Below are 22,364 nucleotides of genomic sequence, written 5' to 3'. Positions count from 1 at the left end.
TTAATATTTACATCATAATGGTCATTAGTGGCCATTATGATAAATTAAAATATACAATAGACTAATATACTTATTAGATATATTTTTTAAATATCTTATTAACAAACTTGATATAGGAATCAATTGGAGGCGATTTTATGAATGATACATTATATCTTGTTATCCCTTGTTACAATGAAGAGGCAGTTTTACATGAAACTGCAAAAAGGTTAACGAAAAAAATTACCACTATGATGGAAAATGAAATTATTTCTACAGATAGTAAAATACTTTTTGTTAATGATGGTTCTAAGGATAAAACCTGGAACATAATAGAAGAACTACACAATCAAAATAATATATTTTCTGGTATTAATCTTTCAAGAAATAGAGGACATCAAAATGCACTACTTGCCGGACTTATGACTGCTAAGGATTTAGCAGATGTTGTTATATCACTAGATGCTGACTTACAAGATGATGTAGATGTTATAGATAAATTTGTAGAGAAATATTATGAAGGTAGTGATATTGTTTATGGTGTAAGATCATCAAGACAAACAGATACATTTTTTAAGAGAACAACTGCATTAGCTTTCTATAAATTAATGAATACTCTTGGAGTTGATATGGTTTATAATCATGCTGACTATCGTCTTATGAGCAAACAGGCTTTGGAAAGTTTAAGTCAATTTAAAGAAGTTAATTTATTTCTTAGAGGTATGGTTCCTTTAATTGGCTATAAACACTCAATTGTTGAATACGAACGTCATGAAAGATTTGCTGGTGAATCTAAATATCCATTAAAGAAAATGCTGGCTTTTGCTTTAGATGGTATTACATCTCTTAGTATAAAGCCTATAAGAATTATTACCGGACTTGGATTTTTCATATTTGTCTTTAGTCTTATAGCTTTGCTGTATAGCATAATAGTAAAATTATTTGGTGAAACTGTAACTGGTTGGACATCATTAACACTTTCAATTTGGATGATTGGTGGAATTCAACTTTTATCTCTTGGAGTAATAGGCGAATATATTGGAAAAATGTATAATGAAACTAAACGTAGACCAAGATTTATTATTTCTGAAAAATTGATTGATGTTATGCATCTTCAAAACAATCGCATTTAACAAACTAATACATTTATTCATTAGTATATGTAAAAAGCATAAAAAATTCTTAATGAAAAATAATATTAGTACTCTTTGTCAAAAATTTGATATAATAATCAATTGGAGGTGATTTCTTATGAAAGATACACTATACCTTGTAATTCCTTGCTATAATGAGGAAGAAGTTTTACACGAAACTGCTAAAAGATTATTAGAAAAAATCACTAATATGATTGAAAATGAGTTTATTTCTGATAACAGCAAAATACTTTTCGTTAATGATGGTTCTAAGGATAAAACTTGGAGCATTATAGAGGAACTTCACCAAGAAAATTCTATATTTTCTGGAGTTAACTTATCACGAAATAGAGGACATCAAAATGCATTATTAGCTGGACTTATGACAGCTAAAGATTTTGCAGATATGACCATTTCCTTAGATGCTGATTTACAAGATGATGTAGATGTTATAGATAAATTTGTAGAACAATACTACAATGGAAGTGATATTGTCTATGGAGTAAGATCTTCAAGAGAAACTGATACATTCTTTAAGCGAACAACTGCATTAGCTTTTTACAACTTAATGAGTAAACTTGGAGTTGACATGATTTATAATCATGCTGATTATCGTCTTATGAGTAAACGTGCTTTAGAAGGCCTAAGTCAATTTAGAGAGGTTAACCTATTTCTTAGAGGAATGGTTCCTTTAATAGGTTATAAATACTCAATTGTTGAATATGAACGTCATGAAAGATTTGCTGGTGAATCAAAGTATCCGCTAAAGAAGATGATAGCTTTCGCTTTAGATGGGATTACTTCATTAAGTATAAAACCAATAAGAATAATTACAGGTGTTGGATTTACTATATCTTTCATCAGTATTATAGCACTAATATATTCCCTTATAGTTAAATTCTTTGGGAACACAGTCACTGGTTGGACTTCTTTAACACTTTCAATTTGGATGCTTGGTGGAATTCAACTTTTATGTCTTGGTGTTATTGGCGAATACATTGGTAAGATGTATAATGAAACTAAACAAAGACCAAGATTTATTATTTCCGATAAATTAATCGATATTGATAAAAAGGATATATAGGTGCTTGTATATGAGTGATTTTATTGAAAAATTTAAAAATATATTTTTTTCAAAGCAATTTATTATCTTTATTATAATCGGAATTATAAATACTTTCACTGGAACTATATTTTCGTATATATATTCAAGTTTTTTAAGTGCAACATTAGCATTTTTTCCAGGTTATATTTCAGGATTATTTGTATCATACATACTAAATAGCTTTATAACATTTAAGGAAAAGCTCTCTTTTCATAAGCTTATAAAATTTTCAATATCAACTATTCCAAATTTTATTATTCAGTATGTAGTTGTAATAGTCTGTAATATAATTGGCTTAGATAAACTTATTGCTTATGTTTTTGCTGCAGTTATTGGAGTTCCAGTAACATTTATATTGCTTAAATTTTTTGCTTTTAATAAAAAAGATAATTAAGAATATAACTTTGTTCATTATCTTAATATAATAATATAAATTGGAGATGGGGTTTTTTTATGAGTATTTTAGTTTTAGGTGGAGCTGGATATATAGGCTCTCATGCTGTCAATCAATTGGTTGACAATGATTATGATGTAGTTGTTGTTGATAACTTACAAACTGGTCACGAAGATGCAATTAACAAAAAGGCTAAGTTTTACAAAGGTGATATTAGAGACAAAGAATTCTTAACTGATGTATTTAAAAAAGAAAACTTTGATGGTGTTATACACTTTGCAGCTAATTCAATAGTTGGCGAATCTATGCAAAAACCACTTATGTATTTCAATAATAATGTTTATGGGATGCAAGTATTATTAGAAGTTATGAACGAAAATAATGTTAAACATATTGTTTTCTCATCAACAGCTGCAACTTATGGTGAACCAAAGCAGATTCCAATAACAGAAGATATGGATACTTGTCCTACAAATACTTATGGTGAAACAAAACTTGCTATGGAAAAAATGATGAAGTGGTGCGATAAAGCTTATGGTATGAAATATGTAGCTCTTCGCTATTTCAATGTTGCTGGTGCAAAAGATGATGGCTCTATAGGTGAAGATCATAATCCAGAAACACATCTTATCCCTATAGTACTTCAAGTAGCATTAGGCAAAAGAGAGTTTATAACTATATACGGTGATGATTATGATACTGAAGATGGTACATGTATACGCGACTATGTTCATGTAGAAGATTTAATTGAAGCTCATATTTTAGCTCTTAAATACCTAATGAATGGTGGAGAAAGTAATGTCTTTAATTTAGGAAGCAGTCAAGGATTTTCAGTAAAAGAAATAGTTGAAGCTGTAAGAAATGTTACTAAACTTCCAATTCCAGAAAAAATCGGTGAAAGAAGAGCTGGTGACCCTAGTACTTTAATTGCCTCTTCTGAAAAATCCAGAAAAATATTAGGCTGGAATCCAACTAGAACAAACATTGATAGAATCATCAGTGATGCTTGGAAATGGCATCAAAGTCATAAAAACGGATATGAAAAATAATTTATAGGATTAAAAATACAGTAAGTAATTTCTTGTAGGAAATTACTTACTGTATTTTTCAATTTATTTTTTTGAATGTGATTTAATAGCTTGGTCAATTTTGATATTAATATTGTCAATTGTTATAATACCATCATCTTTAAGTTTCTCTATATCATTAAGAATATCTACAAATAATGAACTTTTCTTTTTATACGTTTAAAATTATTATATGGTTTTCTTTTCCTATATTGATACCTATAAGTATCAACATTAATTATTTTTATCACCATGAAACTTCTCCTAAATATTCACTATCATGGTAATTTATCGTTATGAATTTAATATTCTTTATTAAGATTCGTACTTTTTTCTAACTATGCACCAAAAAGAAAATACTACCCCAAAGATATGAAGATTATTTTATACGAGACAAATATGCAATACTCCTAACAAACCTATTAGCTTAAATTGATGATATAATCGCACTTGTTCTATTATTTTTTTACTTCTGTCTCATTAACTATTAGAGATTGTTTATTTACAGAAACATATTTATTGCCCTTTATATAAAATCTCCATGGAAAATCTATAGCTTCTTCTGCATAATCAATTCCAATTCTCTTTGCTTCAACTATTTCAAATTTTTCTTCTTCTCCATCCTCTATATAAAAATCACCTTTTTCATATAATTTTATATAATTCTCCGATTTATCTATAGAAAATGCCATACATAATTTTGAAGGACCATTTGTAATTGCTTTTTTCTTAGCTTCTGATAATTCATTATAACTTTGATTAAATCTCTTTCCAGCAAGATAATCAAATTCATTTAAAGGCTCTAGTGCCCGTATTAAAACTCCCTCACCTTTATCTTCAAGACCACTTATAACGTTAAAGCAATAGTATTTTCCATAAATGAAATATACATATGCAATACCACCTTCTCTAAATAAAGGTTCTGTTCTTTCTGTTCTTCGCCCATTATAAGCGTGAGATGCCTTATCAATTTCACCAATGTAAGCTTCTGTTTCAACAATCTTTCCTCTTAAAATCACATCATCAATTCTTCTCACAACAACTTTACCTAGAAGTTCCTTAGCTAAAGTTAATGCCCCTTGCTTATAAAATTTCTTATCTAAAGTCAAATTTCAACATCTCCATATTCTAATATATTAAGAATTATATTTTATCCACATTCTACTGTAAACAATCCACATGTTTATGAAATTAATTTATATTTTTGTGGATAAATCTATAAACTTATTATTTCAAATATAATAAAAATTATAATTATATTTATTAGAAATCATATTTAAATTTGATTTTTTTAAAATGTAGTAACTTTGTACGTGCAGCTAAACTCTTTTCCTATATCTAATGAAATTATGCCTTCTTTTTCACTGAACTCCCCATTATAATTTTCATAATCTGCGTGTCCAAACCAAGGTTCTATACATACAAATGGTGCTCCATCCTTTGGTGCCCAAATTCCCATATAAGGAAAACCATCAAATTCAACTGCTAATGACTTATCGCTCTTCTCTGATTTTATTGTTATTTTATTAGATTTTAAATTATCAAATACCAATGCATCATCTATAAATAACTCTTTTGATAGCATAAGTGTATTTGTAGACTTTAAGCATTCTTTTTCGTTATAAGATAGATATCCTTCCTTCGTAAGAACCTTCCTATTACTACTCTCTTTTTCATTAAACTCAAGATAATAATCTTCTAATTTTTCAGTCGAATTAATAGGATACATAAATGCCGGGTGCGTTCCTATTGAAAAATATATTGTTTTATTATCTAAATTTTTAACACTATATGTCACCTTAACAGTATTATTTTCCAACTTATAAATTGATCTTAATGAAAACTTATATGGATACACTTTTAGAGATTCTTCCGAAAAATTCAGTTCAAAAATTATTTCATTATCTGTTTTCGAGATAAATTTAAATTCAGAAGTTCTAGCTAATCCATGCTGTGGTAATTCATATGTTTTTCCTTCAACTTTATATTTTGAGTCTATAACCTTTCCTACTATAGGAAACAATATAGGCGCATGATATTTCCAATACTCAGGATTTCCATCCCATAAATATTCAGTCCCATCAATTTTATTAGTTATTGAATGTATTTCTCCTCCATGAGTACTTGCTGTAATTTTAATAATTGAATTTTCTAAAGAATAAATCATAAAATTCCTCCTGACATTATTAAATCCATTTATAATAAACTTTTTATATACATTTAATATTCTATTGTAATTATACTGCTTAATTTTAAACTTTCTTTAACATCTATTATTCTTTGATTTTCTGATCCTTTAAATTTAAGTCCATCTTTCTTTTTTTCTTCTTCAAATCTACCATCTACCAATACATCTATATTATTTAGTAAATCTGTCCAACCCTTATATTCATTTTGATGTTTAATAATATATTCAAATGTGTATCCTGTATAGCTCCAAATACTTAATCCATTTTCTTTAAATGTCTTTGCCATATATGCAAATTTATCAGCCTGTTCCCATGGATCTCCTCCACTAAATGTAACTCCTCTTAAAATTTGATTATCTAACGTATCCTTTATTAATTCATCCATGTTTCTTTCTTCTCCACCATTAAAATCATGAGTATCCGGATTGAAACAGCCTTTACAATTATGTTTACATCCTTGAGCAAAAAATACTCTTCTCATTCCTGGTCCATTAACTAAACTTTCATAAGCTATTCCAGATAGTCTTATAGTCTTTTCCATAATAATACACTTCTTTCTGACTAATTTATCTTTTAAATTTGACAAATTCCTTTACTTATTAATTATAACTTAACTATAAATATATTTACAAATTACATACACACAAATAAACAGAGCTCCTACATCTCATAATAATGTAGGAACTCTATTCTAATAAGCATAATTTACTTTTAATTTAACTATTTACTTTTACATAATTTAATCTTCCACCAGCTCTAATAACAGCAATTTCTTTTTCTGTTAAATCAGCTACTGCTTCAAATTCAGTGTTCTTAATTAAGTTCTTAACTGTTACAACACCTGCTTCTAAAGCACTTTGAATGTTTTCTATTTTTAAATCATCTACTAATTCAATATTATCATAATCAGCTTCATTCTTAAATTCCATTGGAATTATTCCATTATTTATTAAGTTAGCCTTATGAATTCTAGCAAATGATTTAGCTATAACAGCTTTAACTCCTAAGTATAGTGGTGCTAAAGCCGCATGTTCTCTACTTGAACCCTGTCCGTAGTTTCCTCCAGCAATTATAAATCCACCATTACATTCTTTTGCTCTCTTAGGGAATTCTGTATCAACTGTATTAAAACAGAACTCTGCAAGATAAGGAATATTTGATCTAAATGGTAATAGTTTTGAATTTGAAGGCATAATGTGGTCAGTTGTAATATTATCTTCAACCTTTATTAACACTTTACCATCAACTTCTTCACCTAATGGCTTACTTACTGGGAATGGCTTAATATTAGGGCCTCTAACAACTTCAACTTCAGCATTAGTTGGTGCTGGTTCTAAAATCATAGAATCATCAATTAAGAATTCTTTAGGCATTTCTACAGTTATATCTACATCCATTTCTGTTGGATCAGTTAAAACTCCATTTATTGCCGAAACTGCTGCTGTTTCTGGACTTACAATATATATTTGTCCTGATAAAGTTCCACTTCTTCCATAAAAATTTCTATTTACAGTTCTAAGAGAAATTCCATTAGTTCCAGGTGCTTGCCCCATGCCAATACAAGGTCCACAAGAATTTTCAAGTATTCTTGCTCCCGCACTAATTATATCTGCTAATGCACCGTTTCTAGCAATCATCTCCATAACTTGTCTTGAGCCAGGTCCGATTACTAAACTAACATCTGGATGTACTTTATTACCCTTTAATATCTTAGCAACCTTCATTAAGTCTTCATAAGAAGAATTAGTGCAGCTTCCTATAAATACTTGATCAACTTTAATCTTACCAACTTCACTAACCTTAGCTACATTATCTGGGCTGTGTGGTTTAGCTGTAAGTGGAGTTAACTCATTTAAATTAATTGTTACTACTTCATCATATACAGCATCTGCATCTGGTTTAAATTCCATCCAGTCTTCTTCTCTTCCTTGCGCTTTGAAGAACTCTAATGTTCTCTCATCACTTGGGAAAATTGAAGTTGTAGCTCCAAGTTCTGCTCCCATATTAGTTATAGTTGCTCTTTCTGGTACTGAAAGAGTCTTAACACCTTCACCACCATACTCAAATACTTTGCCTACTCCGCCTTTAACAGTTAATACTCTTAAAACCTCAAGAATAATATCTTTAGCCGCCACCATCTTATTTAATTTACCTTTAAGTTCAATTTTAACTACCTTTGGAGTATTTATATTATATGCTCCGCCACCCATAGCTAGAGCAACATCTAATCCACCTGCACCCATAGCAAGCATACCAACACCACCTGCTGTTGGCGTATGACTATCAGATCCTATTAATGTATCTCCTGGTGTTGAAAATCTTTCTAAAAAGATTTGATGGCATATTCCGTTGCCTGGCTTTGAAAAATACACTCCGTATTTAGATGCCACAGTTTGAATAAACTTATGATCATCTGCATTTTCAAAACCTTGTTGTAACATATTATGATCTATAAACGCTACAGATTTCTTTGTCTTTACTCTATCTATTCCCATAGCTTCTAATTGAAGATATGCCATTGTTCCTGTTGAATCTTGAGTTAAAGTTTTATCAATTTTTAAAGCAATTGGTTCTCCTGCCTTTAATTCACCTTCAACAATGTGACTCTTCAAAATTTTATAAACTAAATTATCTCCCATTTTTGTTCCCCCTACTTACTGCTTATTTTTGCTATTTGTAACTTATTATATCTAAATTTTATAATTACTTTTCTCTAATATTTTTTTAGTTTTCCTTTAATCTTCTTTTATATTCCTTATATAATTGAACTACTTCTTTATCAAATAAAGTTCTTTTTAATCTAACTGATGTAGATCTTACAAGTTCCAATATTCCCTTTGCTTCATCATCTGTAAGTTCCATATTATATTCTCTAAATTTATTTATTATTGCTGCTCTTCCGGAATGCTTTCCTATAACTATTTGTCTTTCAAGTCCAACTATTGCTGGATCAAAAGCCTCATAATTTTTAGGATCTTTAATTGCTCCATCAGCATGAATTCCAGATTCATGTGCAAACATATTAGTTCCAACTATTGCTTTCCATATTGGAAGTTCTCTACCTGATGCTCTTGAAACATATTCTGATACTTCTCTAAACATTTGAGTATTTATATTTTCACCTTTATATCCATAAACAAGCATTAGAGCCATTACAACTTCTTCTAAAGCTGCATTACCAGCTCTTTCTCCAAGACCATTTACAGTTACTCCAACATGTGATGCTCCACCCTTAATTCCTGCTACAGCATTAGCTGTTGCCATACCAAAATCATTATGTGTATGCATTTCTATATCAAATCCAGTACTATCATAAAGGTATTTAATATCATCTCTTAACTTAAATGGCTCCATAATTCCTACTGTATCACAATATCTAAATCTATTTGCTCCTGCTTTTTTAGCCTCATTTATAAACTTAACTAAAAATTCTTTATCTGCTCTAGATGCATCCTCACCATTAACTGATACATAAAGACCATTTTTCTTAGCAAATTCCACAGACTTAATCATATTTTCTAGCACCCATTCTCTAGAAGTTTTTAGCTTGTGTTGAATGTGTATATCTGATACTGATATTGAAATAGCTACTGCATCAACTCCACAATCTATTGATTGTTCTATGTCTCCAATTACAGCTCTATTCCATGCCATTATACTAGACTTTAAATTTCTCTTTACAATTTCTTTTATTGCAGCTTTTTCGTCTCCGCCCATTGTAGGAATTCCTACTTCCAACTGGTCAACGCCTAACTCACTTAACATTTCTGCTATTACAATCTTTTCTTCATTAGCAAAAACTACTCCTGCTGTTTGCTCCCCATCTCTAAGAGTAGTATCTACAATTGTAACTTTCTTACCACTTTCTAAATTATTAACTGCCATTGCAATCCCCCCACTTAATTTTTATTAACTTATTGCTTTTAAAATATTTATTTGAATGTGCCTTACAATTTTTCTAAACTTTAATCTTATAATATCATATTGGCACCTTCATAGACAAGTATTATTATATATTTTTTGCAACAAAAACATACTTCTCTTTCACCCTTTCTTTATTTTATAGGCTTTCAGGGTTATTTTTGCATGATTATTGCAAGTTTTTTTTAAATTATTGCAATAATTAAATCATTTAGTTTTTGTGGAATTTATTATTTTCCCAATATTTATAGATGTCTTTGTCATTAATTTAAAATATAATAACAGCATTATTATTATATTTAATAGAAAAAATTAAAGTACTATGAAACTCGCTAAATTCATTAACAAATTTCATAGTACTTTAATTATATACTTTATTTTAATAATGATGTTTATGTCCTTCAGTATGAGATATTCTATCTTCTCTTTCATGATATTTACCTGGACCAAATCTTTCATCCAAGCTTAAATATCCTGTAACCCTTGATACACCTTGTATATCAGTGCTTCCGCAACTTGGGCACTTAGCTTCATTATCATGTAAATATGTTCCACATTCTCTACAATATCTTATGTGGAAATTAATACCCATATAGCTTATATTAGTATTTCTATATGCATAATTAATTATATCCATTACTGTTTGTTCATCTGGTGAATCATCTACTTCAATATAGCTTATATGTCCACCATTGCAAAGTTTGTGATATGGTGCTTCAATATCTATTTTATCTTTAATTGATATTGCATATCCTACTGGAACATGATAACTATTTGTATAATAATCTTTATCTGTTACACCTTTAATTATTCCAAATATCTTTTTATCTTGCTTTATAAACTTTCCTGAAAGACCTTCTGCTGGAGTGGCATAACAACTCCAATTTAACCTAGTTTCTTCTGTTAATCTATCACAATATTGTCTTATATGCTCAATTACTTTTATTCCTAATTCTCTAGCATTATCATCTTCACCTTGATGTTTACCTACTAGAGCTACTAAAGTTTCTGCAAGTCCTATAAATCCAATTCCCCATGTACCTTGTTTCAATATTGGTTCAATAGAATCATCTGGGCCTAATCCTTCTGATCCCTTCATTAATCCTTGACCAGCTACAAATGGTAAATCCTTAACCTTTAGATTCTTTAATACTCCATATCTATGCATTAATGATTCCTTTGATAAATTTAATCTTGCATCTAATATTTCAAAGAATTTATCTATACTTCCTTTTGCTTGTAACCCTATTCTTGGAAGATTTATAGTAGTTGGCGCTATATTCCCCCTACCTTTACATCCTGGCTCTCCATTTATATTCTTCATAAGGTAAGTTCTACAACCCATAGTTGCTGGAACATATCCTTTATCATAATATTCTTTATTAAAATCTGCATCTATATTCATAAATGTTGGATTCATTCTCTTAGCAGCAACTCTACATGCTAATTTATATAAATAGAAATACGGATCATCCTCTTCTCTATTAACTCCACTCTTAACTCTGAAAATTATGTTTGGGAAAATTGGTTGTTCTCCCTTTCCTAATCCCTTTTCATATTCTATTAAAAATACTTCACATACCAATGCTGCATCTGCACTAGTAGGTAAACCTATATTAATTGAACTAAATGGTACTTGAGAACCAGCTCTAGAATGCATTGTGTTAAGATTATATACAACGCCTTGCATTGCTTGTCGAACTTTGTCTCTTACTTTTCTTTCAAGTATAGATTCTATTTTTTCTCTTGGAATATCTAACTCTTCTAATTCTCTTCTGATTTCTTCTCTTGTAGGTTCTACAAATATACCCATGTCATTATCAAAATCAGGATGTGATTGACCACCAAACATATCATTTTGAGTTGATTGTAATAAAATACATGATAACTCAGCAGCTGTTTCTATTCTCTTAGGAGCATTAATTGTTCCATATCCAGTGTTAAATCCACCTTCTAGCATTTCTCTAGTTGGAATATGAAGACAATTTACAGTTAAATTATAACTGTCCAAATCATGATAATATAAATCTCCTGTTTCATGAGCTTTAGCTAAATTTTTAGGCATTATAGCTAATGTATTCCACTTATTTGATTCCGAAGCTATTCTTAGTAACTTTGAACTAAAATTGTTACCTACATTTGCATTATCTCTATCTGTTTCAACACCAATTTGGCGAATTGCTCTCATTAAATCTGATTTTATCTCTCTAACTTTTGTTCTTTCTTTTCTATATGAAGAATAAGCTATTGCTATATCTTTATACCCTTCTTCTCTTAATGCTTTTTCAACAAAATTTTGTATTTGTTCTACAGTTATAGTCTTTTTATATTCTGATTCAATATAAGTAATTACAGTTTGAACCGTATCTAGAACTTCGCTTTCTTTTAAAATCAAACCGATTTCATTCCCTGAGCCCTTAATAGCTTGAGTTATTTTATCGGCATTAAATTCGACCTCTCTGCCGTCCCTTTTTACAACATATAGCATAATTATTCCCTCCATGGCACAATATATAGTATCCTTAGTACTGTACTATTATACTGTATAAGGTATTCATTAGCAATGTCTTTTATTTTTTATTTTTTAGGCATTATATTTTAATTCTTATCAATTATATCTATCTAGCTTTCGATTTGATTATTTTTTGCAGTTATTACATAGTTGACTTATTACAAACTATTCTTATTATTGTCTTTTCCTACACTTATAGCACCTAATGGTACCATAATCCAAATTAATTTTTTATAATTATATATAATAATTAACAAAAACTAATTTAAAATTGTGTCATACACAATATATAGGTTTTATCTTCCAATCAAATTTACTATATATTGTGTTTCTTAATTTATTACAATAATTAATGCTAATTTAATTATATCACCATTGATAACAATATCAGTAGTGATATAATTAAAATATGTTAATGTGCTTTAGGAGGAATTAAGATGGAGAAAATTGCATTAATAACAGATAGTGCTTGTGATATAAGTGCTGATATTGCAAAGGAAAATAATATTAAAATACTACCTTTCAAAATTATTTTTTCCAATAAAGAATATGACGATGGTATTGATATAACTCCAAATATGCTTTATGAGTTACTAAAAAAAGAAATTCCTACAACATCGTTACCTAGTGTTGATAGATTTACTAATGCATTAAATGAAGCAAAAAATGTTGGATATACTCATGCAATTATAATAACTATATCAAGTGGTCTTTCAGGAGCTTATAACGCAGCAAGATTAGCAGCTGAAAATGTTTCTGGAATACAAACTTTCGTGTTTGATTCTATGACATTAACTATGTCTCAGGGTGCAATAGTACTTGAAACTGCAAATTTAATTAAAGAAGGTAAACCTTTTAAAGAAATTATAGATATATTACCTACGCTCAAAAATAAAATAGATGTATTTTTCACAATAGATACATTAGAATATCTAAAAAAAGGCGGTAGAATAGGTAAAGTTGCTGGAACTATAGCTGATGCACTCAATCTTAAACCTATTATAACTGTAGGTAATGATGGAATATATCACACAGTTTGCAAAATAAGAGGAATTAAACAATCAATATCTAGATTAGCTACTTTGTTAAAACCTTATTTAGAAAATAACAAATGTAAAGTCTGGGTATTAGATGGCAATGCTCCTGATAAAGCTGAAATGTTATATGATTCAATTAAAGACCTTCCTAATTTAGTGGAATGTACCCTTGGAGGAATGATTGGCCCTGCACTTGGTGTTCATACCGGCCCTGGTCTTGTTGGATTCATTGTAGAAAATATAGATTAATTTATTAAAAACACATAAAAATCACCTAACTAAAAAATTATATTTTTAGTTAGGTGATTTTTATGTATATTTTTTTTATTTTGGTTAATCATATATTTAAGAAAGTTTTAGTTTTTTAATGCAATAAACAAAGTAAAACCTCATTTTGTTTGATTTAAGGAGGCTTAATTTTATGAAAGGTTTTGTTTTAGATTCAACGTACAAAGAAAGTATTATTATTGATATGAATGATACTATTTCTATCACTTCTTCTCACAATTTGCCCAATAATCCAGTTTCTCATTATTCAACAGATTTAAATCAAATTACTTCTAATTATATAGCCCATCATAATAAAAACGACAAGTTTAACACATATAACATAATTGACTATTTATAGTAAAATGTATAAAATTATTTTGTAACGTGCTGGGGGAGCTATATGCTGAGATTTGATAATTCATAAACCCTTTAAACCTGATCTAGTTAATTCTAGCGTAGGGAAAGCAACCTTATAAGAATTTACATTTCTATTTATATAGGTTGGTAGTCTCTAAACCAAAGTATAAAACTAATATTTAAATTTATTATATGAAGATTAGTTATAATGACTTTGTTAATTCCTCTTCCATAAGCGTCACGAAGGAGGTTTTTTTTATGCAAATTTTTAATGATTGGTACAAACAATTTTCTACTCTTTTCCAAAACTTTTCACAAAACATTCAAGCTATAATTGCAAGTCCATTATCCATTACAACTTTAATTGGTTGTGTAATATTACTCATAATATTAGTTAAAGTTAAAAAAATCAACTTTACTCCTCAACTTATTGCTAGAATTGGCATAGCTTTGGCTTTAGCTACAATACTGAAAATGCTCAGATTATATCATTTTCCACAAGGTGGTAGTATTACATTAGGTAGCATGGTTCCAATATTACTTATAGCATTTATGTACGGACCAAGAGTAGGATTTCTAACAGGATTTCTTTACGGAATAATAACACTTATTATGGATCCATACATTCTGCATCCAGTTCAAGTTTTATTTGATTATCCATTACCCTTTATGGCATTAGGTATAGCAGGATGCTTTAATAATAAAAAATGGCTTGGGGTTACCTTAGCTGTTTTTGTTAGATTTTTGTGTCATTTTATTTCTGGAGTTGCTTTCTTTGGTTCACTTGCACCCGCTGGAATGTCTCCTGCTTTATATTCATTAATAATTAATGGACCTATGCTAGGAATAGAATACATTATATGCTTAGTAATCATATCTATTCTTCCTATTGAAAGAATAATACACGCATCTTCACTTAATACCATGAGTTAGTGTACAAATTTATTTAATATAACAATATTATATAAAAATAATAAAGAGAAAATATACATAATAAAAAATCATATATTAATGTATATTTTCTCTTATTCTTATGTTTTATTTCTCGACAGATATTGCATCTACTGGACAGCTTTCTGCTGCTTCTTGCACTTCACCTTCTACATTTTCTGGTGCTTCATCAACTATAAAGCCAGCCTTTCCGTCATCCTCCATATCAAAGCATTCTGGACATATAGATGGACATAGTCCACATGCTATACAAGTATCTTTATCTACTTTTGCTTTCATTAATCTCTACATCCTTTCAAATCAAAATTACATAGTGTATTATTTCCTAAATAATCCGAAAGTATGTATACTCTAATACTATAAAGAACTCGAAATTTAAATTTAGGTGGTTTCTCCCCGAAAGTAAGGATATTCTTTTGCTTGTGGTTACTACAAAATATATACATGAAAAAGAGTGCAATATCAACATTAAGAACTTTTATATATAAACTTCGTAAAAATAAAAAAGCTTCATTATTTAATTTCTGTAACTTTAAATAATGAAACCTTTTATATTATATGATGCTTTTTATTTACTTGGTAATTAAGCTTTAATACAATCCTTCAAATATTAATGAATATAACGCATTTTCTCTAACATATTCCTCAGCCTTACCATCTTCTAAAGCTTCTGTAAGTTCAATATTAATTGGTAACTCACCTATTAAAGGCAATCCTAAATATTCTGCATTTTCTTCTGAAGATTTTCTGCTAAATACTCTTATTTTCTTATCACAATCCGGACAATTTATATAAGCCATATTTTCTACTACACCTTTAATTTTTATTCCTATCTTTTGAGCCATAATAACAACTTTTTTAACAATCATTGATACCATATCTTGTGGTGTAGAAACTATTACAATCTCATCAATTGGGAACTCCTGCATTACAGTTAAGGCAATATCTCCTGTACCTGGTGGCATATCTATAAGTAAATAGTCAAGCTCGCCCCAATTTGTTTCAACAAATAATTGCTTCAACACTCCATTGATTACTGCACCTCTCCAAATAAGAGGTTCTTCCTCTACTGGAGTTACAAGATTCATAGAAATTACTTTTATTCCTCCATCTGTCTCTACAGGATCAAATCTTACCATCTCGTTATCTAATGGATGTATAAGTGCTCTCTTCTTGTTTATCCCAAAGAATCTTGGCATAGATGGTCCTGTTATATCTGCATCTAATACTCCTACTTTATAGCCTTTTTTAGCTAACATAGTTGCCATAATACCAGTAACAGTTGACTTACCAACGCCTCCTTTTCCACTTATAACTCCTATAACATTTTTTATTTTTCCGTATCTTGGTGATACCTTTAAGCTTTCTGATGGACAACTTTCTCCTTTAGTTTTACATGTATCCTTACTTGGACATCCTTCGCAACTTCCCATTATTTTATCCTCCTTTTATTTTACCAATCTTGTGGCATTTGATTTGGTTCACTTACAGTAATATCCCAATCTTTATAATTATACTCTGCGGATATATAATAATTTTCCAAAGATTTATCTGATTTATTCTCTACAGTTATTAATGTCTTAAAAGTTGTGGTATTAAACCCTCTATTTTTAACTTTAATTACTGTATCAAATTGTTCACTATTATTTTTTACTAAATCTACATTTGGTAAAATTTTATTTAAGTTTTTCTTAAATTCTTGCAAATCTATAGAAAACATATACTTTAAGCAATCTGTATCATTAGATATATCTACTCCTACTTTACCACTAGATATAGAATCCTTTTTATTATTTATAACTTTTAATATAGATTGATAATATACATACTCAAAGTCTCTAGGTTTTCTTATAACTGAAAGATTCTGCATTATAGTATTTTCTAAATTCTTTGATACTGAAAATGCCTTATCATCATCATAAAAATTACCTGTCCCACTCTCATTAGCTCCAACTACATACTGATATTTTTTAACTTCATCTCCAATCCAAACTTCAAATATATAATCTGGGTCAAGACTACTTTTTTTAGATACTTCACTTCCCTTTGACAAAAGTTTATAAACATCATCTATAGCTTTACTATCATTAATTATAAATCTAAATCCACTATCTCTAACATTTTGTATTATTATTTTATCTACCTTATTCTGGCTCATGTAATCGAAATATTGGTTTTTTATATTTAATTTAACTTCTGCACTATCAAGTAAAGTGCATCCTGATAATGTTGTTATTATTAATAACACAGATAAAATCATAATAAAAAATCTACTTTTCTTCAATGCTTTTCTTCGCTCCTTTAAATAACATTTTAGTATTAAGAATAACAATTCCAAGCATCAAAGTAAATATTGCAATAAACTGTGATGTAGAAAGAATTCCAACATTCCCCCTTGGATCATTCCTTAAAAATTCTACTAAAAATCTTCCTATACTATATATAACTAAATAAAATCCTATTACTTTCCCATTTGTTCTCTTCTTTCTTGAATAATATAAAAGGAAAATTCCTAATGCAAAATCAAAAATAGACGAATAAATTTGAGTTGGATGTAAAAGCACTCCCGCTGGTGCAAGAGATCCTGTTGGAAATTTGACACCTATAGGCAAATTAGTTTCCGCCCCATAGCAACATCCTGCTAAAAAACATCCAATCCGACCAAAACCTTGTGCTATTGCTAGTACTGGAACTGTCATATCTAATATTTCAATCACATTCCATTTTTTATGATTACAATATAGATATATGGATAAAGCTCCACCACATATAGCGCCATAAATTACAAAGCCATATCCAAAATTCAACAATATGCTCGGATCTTTTATAATACTTTTAATTTCAGTAATTATGAATAACAGTTTTCCACCAATTACTCCACCTATCACAGCTAAAATAATTAAATTTAATAATGAGTCCTCATCAAATCCTCTTTTCTTAGCCTTATTTATAAGTAAAGTTGCTGCTACTATTATTCCTATAGCAATCATTAATCCATAACTCTTTATTTGTATCCCAAATATCTCAAATAGTATTATCCGCATCAATTTCCTCCTTACGCTAAATAAGTATCAAGGAGAAGCAATTTAGGCTTCTCCTTGATACTTAAATTATAATACTTCTACTCATCATTAGCAAATCTTATTTAGTCTACTTAATACTTGATACAATAACATCAAAGATAGTTTTTATATTCTCCTTATAATCCTTTTGTTTAATATTAAATAGTACTTTAACTATTTTTCCATCTTCTAAATTCAAGTAGTAACATTCATTTTTAAAATAATATCCATTTCTCACAGTTGTATCATATTGAACTAATACTCCAGAGTTATTAGAATTCTTAAATGGCATTACTTCTGAATTAGAGTATTTTAAAGTCTGATTTTCTAAATCACTTTCTGAAAATACATTTAAATCTTCTTTCGTATTTATTACTTCTACTGAACCTGTAAATTTATTATTTCCATCTTTAAAATTTAATTTACTACTAACATATTGCCCTTTGCTTTCTTTTTCATCTACCGTCCATTCATCTGGCAAAGAAATAACATACTTACCGTCATCAAAGTTATATTCTTTAAACTGACTTATTCCTTGATCTAAAAGAACTACCTGTTGGAAATTGTCGCGAAAAAACCCTTGAGTTATAGCTAGTACTAACATTAGTAATACTAATATGGACGTAACAATTAATTGCTTTTTATTCATAGCAGTTTTTCTCTATTTCATTGGAACTACAATTGAAGAACTCTTATAATCATAGAACATTAGCCAATATCCTTTATCCATCGAATCATTACTAGTCCATGTTACAAATCCTGTTTTTCCGCCATATGGTTGATCACATTTATCTTTACTACCTGGTATAGCATATACTATATATTTCAATTCTCCATTTTTATCGCATTTATATCCTAACAAAAAGTGTTTATCTTTGCTGATATAAGGATAATAATTTAACATTGGATAGTATGCTAATGTATACTTATTATAATCTGATTCATCAAATAAGTCTTCCATTTTATTAACAATAACTTTATACCACTTACAATAGTTTATATCATTTAACTTATTTTTTAATAGTTCAAATCCTTCTGCAAGCTTCTCAAAGTATTGCCCCACTTTTCCCTTAATTTCAAAGTTGTATTCTGGTGTTGATTCCTTAACTTCACCAGTCATTTGTGGTGTTGATTCTTTAACTTCAGTAGTCATTTGTGGTGTTGATTCCTTAACTTCAGTAGTGGTTTCTGGTGTCGACTCCTTAACTTCGGTAGTAGTTTGTGGGGTTATTTTTTCAACTTCAGTATTGATTTCTGGAGTTGTTGTTTTAACTTCCGTATTACTTTGTGGAGTTATTTTTTTAAAGTAATTATTGTTTGCTTGATTTGATTTTTTAATCTCATTTTCGTATTCTTCAAAATCTATTTTATCTAATCTAATATTTTCTTCTATTCTCTTACTATTTTGCTCAATAAATATATCCTCATCATCAAGTCTACATTTTTTCTCTATCTTGAATTTCTTCCAACCACATTCACTACTCTTTTTATCTTTTATAAATCCATATATAACAACCTCTTTATCATGTCCCTTTATTTCTAAGTTTATAGATCCATCGTAAGTTTCTAATTTGTCAGCTATTGCCTCTATAACTTCTCCAACACACATCTTCTTATTTTCTTTTTCACCATAAGTCTTATGGCACTTTTCATCATAAGCTTTGTGCTCTTTTTCACTATGCATCTTATGTTCTTTGTCATGCTCCTTTTTCTCCTCTAGACATGCCTTATTATCTTTATCATAAACCTTATGATCCTTTTCTTTTTCTCCGCATTTATTGCATTTGCTTCTATCTTCATCCAATTCTATTATATTTTCTTTTATCTTATCTCTTTCTTCTGTTATTACAGTTGGCTCTTCTCCTCTTTTTACTATAACATTTTCTAAATTATTATTATCTTTTGAATTAGAAATGCTTTCATTTAAGCATTCTGTTTTTATGTTCACTTTAGATTCTATTTTAGTCTCAACTTTATCAATTACATTATTTTCTGCTTTAATTATTTTTTCTGGCGCTGCTAACTCTTTACTAGGTTCCACTGTTATAACCTTATCATTTGTATCAAGGCTAGTACTAACTTTTTCCTTAGGTTTAAGATTTGGTTCTAATTTATTATTATATTTTTTATAATCTACGCCAACTATTTTATATTTTGTCCAATTATCAGCAGACTCCTCACCATTCATGAAACCATGCATTATGAATTTATTTTCTCCACCTTTAGTCTTACAAATAGCAGCTCCAGATATTTTTTCGTAAGATATTCCTAGCCCAGCTATGTTATTAATATAGTATTCTTTACTCGTATCTCCTTTCCCCACTTCATTTACTGTTAAAGGGCCCAAATCAACTAATTGTTTAAAATCTCTTTTACAGCAGATAAGTACCATGGAATAATCATCTTCGTGTCTAAGGTTTTGGGCATAAAAAGATACCTTACATTTATCTCCTTTTACTTCTATCTTTGCATATCCAGATAAAGCTTTATCTTTAGAAGATGAGTATCCTCTTTCATCTTCTTGTAATATTATAAAATTTCTATATAACTTATTATGTGCCACCCCTACGTTACCTCCACATATATTTATTCCATATATTATATGCCTCTCAAACCAAATTATGATTTAAAGGAAAATCTACACGACTTAGTAACGCCTTTACTATTTGTAAAATCAATTAAAAAAATGGACATTATTTTTTAATAATAAAAATTACTTATATTTATTTAAGCTACCTTGATATATTTATAGGGAGAGTAAACTTAAAGCGTAATATTTAACATCATATTCCATCTAAACTATTACAATAAAAAAATGAGTACATTACCGTCTAAGTATGTACTCACCTTAATATAATCTCTAATCATTTTAGCAATTTGTTTTCATATCATATATGCAATCTGATAGTGTTGCAAATTCCTCCAATGTTAATGTTTCTGCTCTTCTTTTAGGATCTATTCCTGATCTTTCAAAAGCTTCTTCTAATTTTTCTTTTTCAAGCTTAAGTGTCTTTGCAGCATTCCATAAAGTTTTTCTTCTCATATTAAATCCAGCTCTTACTAATTCAAACATAAGTTTTGTATCTTTAGCTTTTACCCTTGGTTCTTCTAATCTATCTAATCTTATTACTATAGATTCAACCTTTGGTCTTGGCATAAAACAAGTTGGTGCAACTCTTCTTACTATACTTGTATTACAATAATATTGTACTAAAACAGATAATGCTCCATATTCTTTACAATCTGGTTCAGCATTAATTCTTTCTGCAACTTCCTTTTGTATCATTATAGTCAAAGATTTAAAGTTATATCCATCTTTTAAAAGCTTAACTATTATTGGTGTAGTAACATAGTAAGGAAGATTTGCTACAAGCTTCACACTCTTTTCATCACCAATAAGTTCATTAAAATCTACTTTCAATGCATCCTTATGTATTAGACTAAAGTTTTGATTCTCGCCTAGCTCTTGTTCAAGGATTGGAATTAAGTCATTATCTAATTCTATAGCTGTTACCTTTTTAGCCTTCATTAAAAGCTGAGCAGTTAACGTTCCTACTCCTGGTCCAATTTCTATAATAAAATCTTCATTATTAACGTCTGCTCCATCAACTATATCACTAAGTACTGAATCATCAACCAAAAAATTTTGCCCAAGGCTTTTTGAAAACTTAAAATTATACTTTTTAACAAGTTCTTGAGTTTTAATATCTTTTAAATCCATCTATTTATTACCTGCTTCCAATTGTTTTTCTATTTCTTTTATAGCATTACTGAATTCTTCTTTTGTTATTCCATAATTATTTAATCTAGAAATCATTTGACCTGCATTTCCATATCCTATACCTAATATTTTACCAAGCATACCTCTTCTGATCTTAGATGTATTATCTCCTGTAAGCTTAAAATAAAACATATCCTGCATATTAAAAAATTCTTGTTTTTCTACTTGAGTAATTTTAGCCATCTCAAGTGCTCTTAAAATAACTTCAGGACAAGCATTTTCAACTCCTATATCGCCATTTTTAAGCCCATCTTCCTTTGAAATGTATGCATGCTTTATACCTTTAACCCTTTTAGAAATTATTCTCCTTATCTTTTCACCTGCAAAATCCGGATCAGTTAATATAATTACACCCTTTCTTTTTTGAGCTTCCTGTATTCTTTCAATTACTTTTGCATTTATTCCGAAACCACCAACAGCTATTATTTCTGCATCTAAAGCTTTTTTTACTGCATCAACGTCATCTCTACCTTCAACGACTATTACTTCTTTTATCAATATTATCTTCCTTTCATCAATAGTTTTAATACTTCTTACGTAATCTATATTATATAGCTTTCAAATTACTCTGTAATTTTTTGACTGTGTCTTATATGTATTCTATTG

The 22,364-nt window shown here is 29.1% G+C and carries 21 protein-coding genes and 1 riboswitch; of the genes, 7 read left to right on the top strand and 14 right to left on the bottom strand.

The window, feature by feature from the left end; genetic code table 11:
* The first annotated feature begins 137 nt into the window (after positions 1-137).
* The 4 genes from CLSA_RS00475 (at position 138) to galE (ending at position 3,660) form a co-directional block, all read left to right on the top strand.
* Positions 138-1,112, top strand: a complete 975-nt coding sequence (locus CLSA_RS00475; RefSeq protein WP_022743467.1) for a glycosyltransferase family 2 protein — start codon at positions 138-140, stop codon at positions 1,110-1,112.
* Between the two features lie 118 nt (positions 1,113-1,230).
* The gene (locus CLSA_RS00470) at positions 1,231-2,196 is read left to right on the top strand and encodes a glycosyltransferase family 2 protein (RefSeq protein ID WP_022743466.1); all 966 of its coding nucleotides are present in this window, start codon (positions 1,231-1,233) and stop codon (positions 2,194-2,196) included.
* A 10-nt stretch (positions 2,197-2,206) separates the two neighbouring features.
* Complete coding sequence (locus CLSA_RS00465; RefSeq protein ID WP_022743465.1) at positions 2,207-2,611, top strand: GtrA family protein; 405 nt, start codon at positions 2,207-2,209, stop codon at positions 2,609-2,611.
* Positions 2,612-2,670: 59 nt separating this feature from the next.
* Positions 2,671-3,660 (top strand): UDP-glucose 4-epimerase GalE, encoded by a 990-nt coding sequence (gene galE, locus CLSA_RS00460; RefSeq protein ID WP_022743464.1) that lies wholly within the window; start codon positions 2,671-2,673, stop codon positions 3,658-3,660.
* Between the two features lie 476 nt (positions 3,661-4,136).
* Here galE and CLSA_RS00455 read toward each other — a convergent pair whose 3' ends face one another.
* From CLSA_RS00455 to CLSA_RS00430, 6 genes are all read right to left on the bottom strand, one after another.
* Positions 4,137-4,787 carry a DNA-3-methyladenine glycosylase gene (locus CLSA_RS00455; protein WP_022743463.1) on the bottom strand — a complete coding sequence of 217 codons (651 nt, stop codon included), beginning with the start codon at positions 4,785-4,787 and terminating at the stop codon, positions 4,137-4,139.
* A gap of 182 nt (positions 4,788-4,969) precedes the next feature.
* On the bottom strand, positions 4,970-5,845 hold the full coding sequence (locus CLSA_RS00450; protein ID WP_022743462.1) for an aldose 1-epimerase family protein: 876 nt from the start codon (positions 5,843-5,845) through the stop codon (positions 4,970-4,972).
* A 53-nt stretch (positions 5,846-5,898) separates the two neighbouring features.
* A complete protein-coding gene (gene nrdG / locus CLSA_RS00445; protein WP_022743461.1) occupies positions 5,899-6,408 on the bottom strand; it encodes an anaerobic ribonucleoside-triphosphate reductase activating protein in 510 nt (169 codons plus the stop codon).
* Between the two features lie 175 nt (positions 6,409-6,583).
* Entirely contained in the window at positions 6,584-8,506 is a 1,923-nt protein-coding gene (locus CLSA_RS00440) for an aconitate hydratase (protein WP_022743460.1), read from the bottom strand.
* Positions 8,507-8,591: 85 nt separating this feature from the next.
* Complete coding sequence (nifV, locus tag CLSA_RS00435) at positions 8,592-9,752, bottom strand: homocitrate synthase (protein ID WP_022743459.1); 1,161 nt, start codon at positions 9,750-9,752, stop codon at positions 8,592-8,594.
* 415 nt (positions 9,753-10,167) lie between these two features.
* The gene (locus CLSA_RS00430; RefSeq protein ID WP_022743458.1) at positions 10,168-12,276 is read right to left on the bottom strand and encodes an anaerobic ribonucleoside triphosphate reductase; all 2,109 of its coding nucleotides are present in this window, start codon (positions 12,274-12,276) and stop codon (positions 10,168-10,170) included.
* 461 nt (positions 12,277-12,737) lie between these two features.
* Between CLSA_RS00430 and CLSA_RS00425 the strand changes: the two genes are divergently transcribed.
* The 3 genes from CLSA_RS00425 to thiT all read left to right on the top strand — a co-directional run bounded on the left by CLSA_RS00425 (position 12,738) and on the right by thiT (position 14,897).
* On the top strand, positions 12,738-13,586 hold the full coding sequence (locus CLSA_RS00425) for a DegV family protein (RefSeq protein WP_022743457.1): 849 nt from the start codon (positions 12,738-12,740) through the stop codon (positions 13,584-13,586).
* Between the two features lie 172 nt (positions 13,587-13,758).
* On the top strand, positions 13,759-13,965 hold the full coding sequence (locus CLSA_RS00420) for a hypothetical protein (RefSeq protein ID WP_041715976.1): 207 nt from the start codon (positions 13,759-13,761) through the stop codon (positions 13,963-13,965).
* Positions 13,966-13,986: 21 nt separating this feature from the next.
* A riboswitch (TPP riboswitch) is annotated at positions 13,987-14,087 on the top strand.
* Positions 14,088-14,222: 135 nt separating this feature from the next.
* Entirely contained in the window at positions 14,223-14,897 is a 675-nt protein-coding gene (gene thiT, locus CLSA_RS00415) for an energy-coupled thiamine transporter ThiT (RefSeq protein ID WP_022743456.1), read from the top strand.
* 105 nt (positions 14,898-15,002) lie between these two features.
* Here the strand turns inward: thiT and CLSA_RS00410 are convergent, their stop codons facing one another.
* The 8 genes from CLSA_RS00410 to rnmV form a co-directional block, all read right to left on the bottom strand.
* Positions 15,003-15,194 carry a ferredoxin gene (locus tag CLSA_RS00410; RefSeq protein WP_022743455.1) on the bottom strand — a complete coding sequence of 64 codons (192 nt, stop codon included), beginning with the start codon at positions 15,192-15,194 and terminating at the stop codon, positions 15,003-15,005.
* A 311-nt stretch (positions 15,195-15,505) separates the two neighbouring features.
* Entirely contained in the window at positions 15,506-16,348 is an 843-nt protein-coding gene (locus tag CLSA_RS00405; protein WP_022743454.1) for an Mrp/NBP35 family ATP-binding protein, read from the bottom strand.
* A gap of 20 nt (positions 16,349-16,368) precedes the next feature.
* A complete protein-coding gene (locus CLSA_RS00400; protein WP_022743453.1) occupies positions 16,369-17,199 on the bottom strand; it encodes a YhfM domain-containing protein in 831 nt (276 codons plus the stop codon).
* The gene (locus CLSA_RS00395; protein WP_022743452.1) at positions 17,186-17,959 is read right to left on the bottom strand and encodes a prolipoprotein diacylglyceryl transferase; all 774 of its coding nucleotides are present in this window, start codon (positions 17,957-17,959) and stop codon (positions 17,186-17,188) included. The genes CLSA_RS00400 and CLSA_RS00395 overlap by 14 nt, the downstream gene beginning before the upstream one ends.
* Positions 17,960-18,065: 106 nt before the next feature.
* Positions 18,066-18,626, bottom strand: coding sequence for a hypothetical protein (locus CLSA_RS00390; protein ID WP_022743451.1), 561 nt, complete (start codon positions 18,624-18,626; stop codon positions 18,066-18,068).
* Positions 18,627-18,638: 12 nt separating this feature from the next.
* Complete coding sequence (locus CLSA_RS00385; RefSeq protein WP_022743450.1) at positions 18,639-20,540, bottom strand: hypothetical protein; 1,902 nt, start codon at positions 20,538-20,540, stop codon at positions 18,639-18,641.
* 306 nt (positions 20,541-20,846) lie between these two features.
* Complete coding sequence (gene rsmA, locus CLSA_RS00380) at positions 20,847-21,698, bottom strand: 16S rRNA (adenine(1518)-N(6)/adenine(1519)-N(6))-dimethyltransferase RsmA (protein WP_022743449.1); 852 nt, start codon at positions 21,696-21,698, stop codon at positions 20,847-20,849.
* Positions 21,699-22,256: a ribonuclease M5 gene (rnmV, locus tag CLSA_RS00375; protein WP_022743448.1), complete on the bottom strand. Its 558-nt coding sequence runs from the start codon at positions 22,254-22,256 to the stop codon at positions 21,699-21,701.
* Positions 22,257-22,364: the final 108 nt, after the last annotated feature.

The organism is Clostridium saccharobutylicum DSM 13864, from assembly GCF_000473995.1.
In the GTDB taxonomy this organism is placed as follows: domain Bacteria; phylum Bacillota; class Clostridia; order Clostridiales; family Clostridiaceae; genus Clostridium; species Clostridium saccharobutylicum.
Note: the sequence above shows the minus strand (reverse complement) of the source record. Positions and strands in the feature narration are given on the sequence as shown.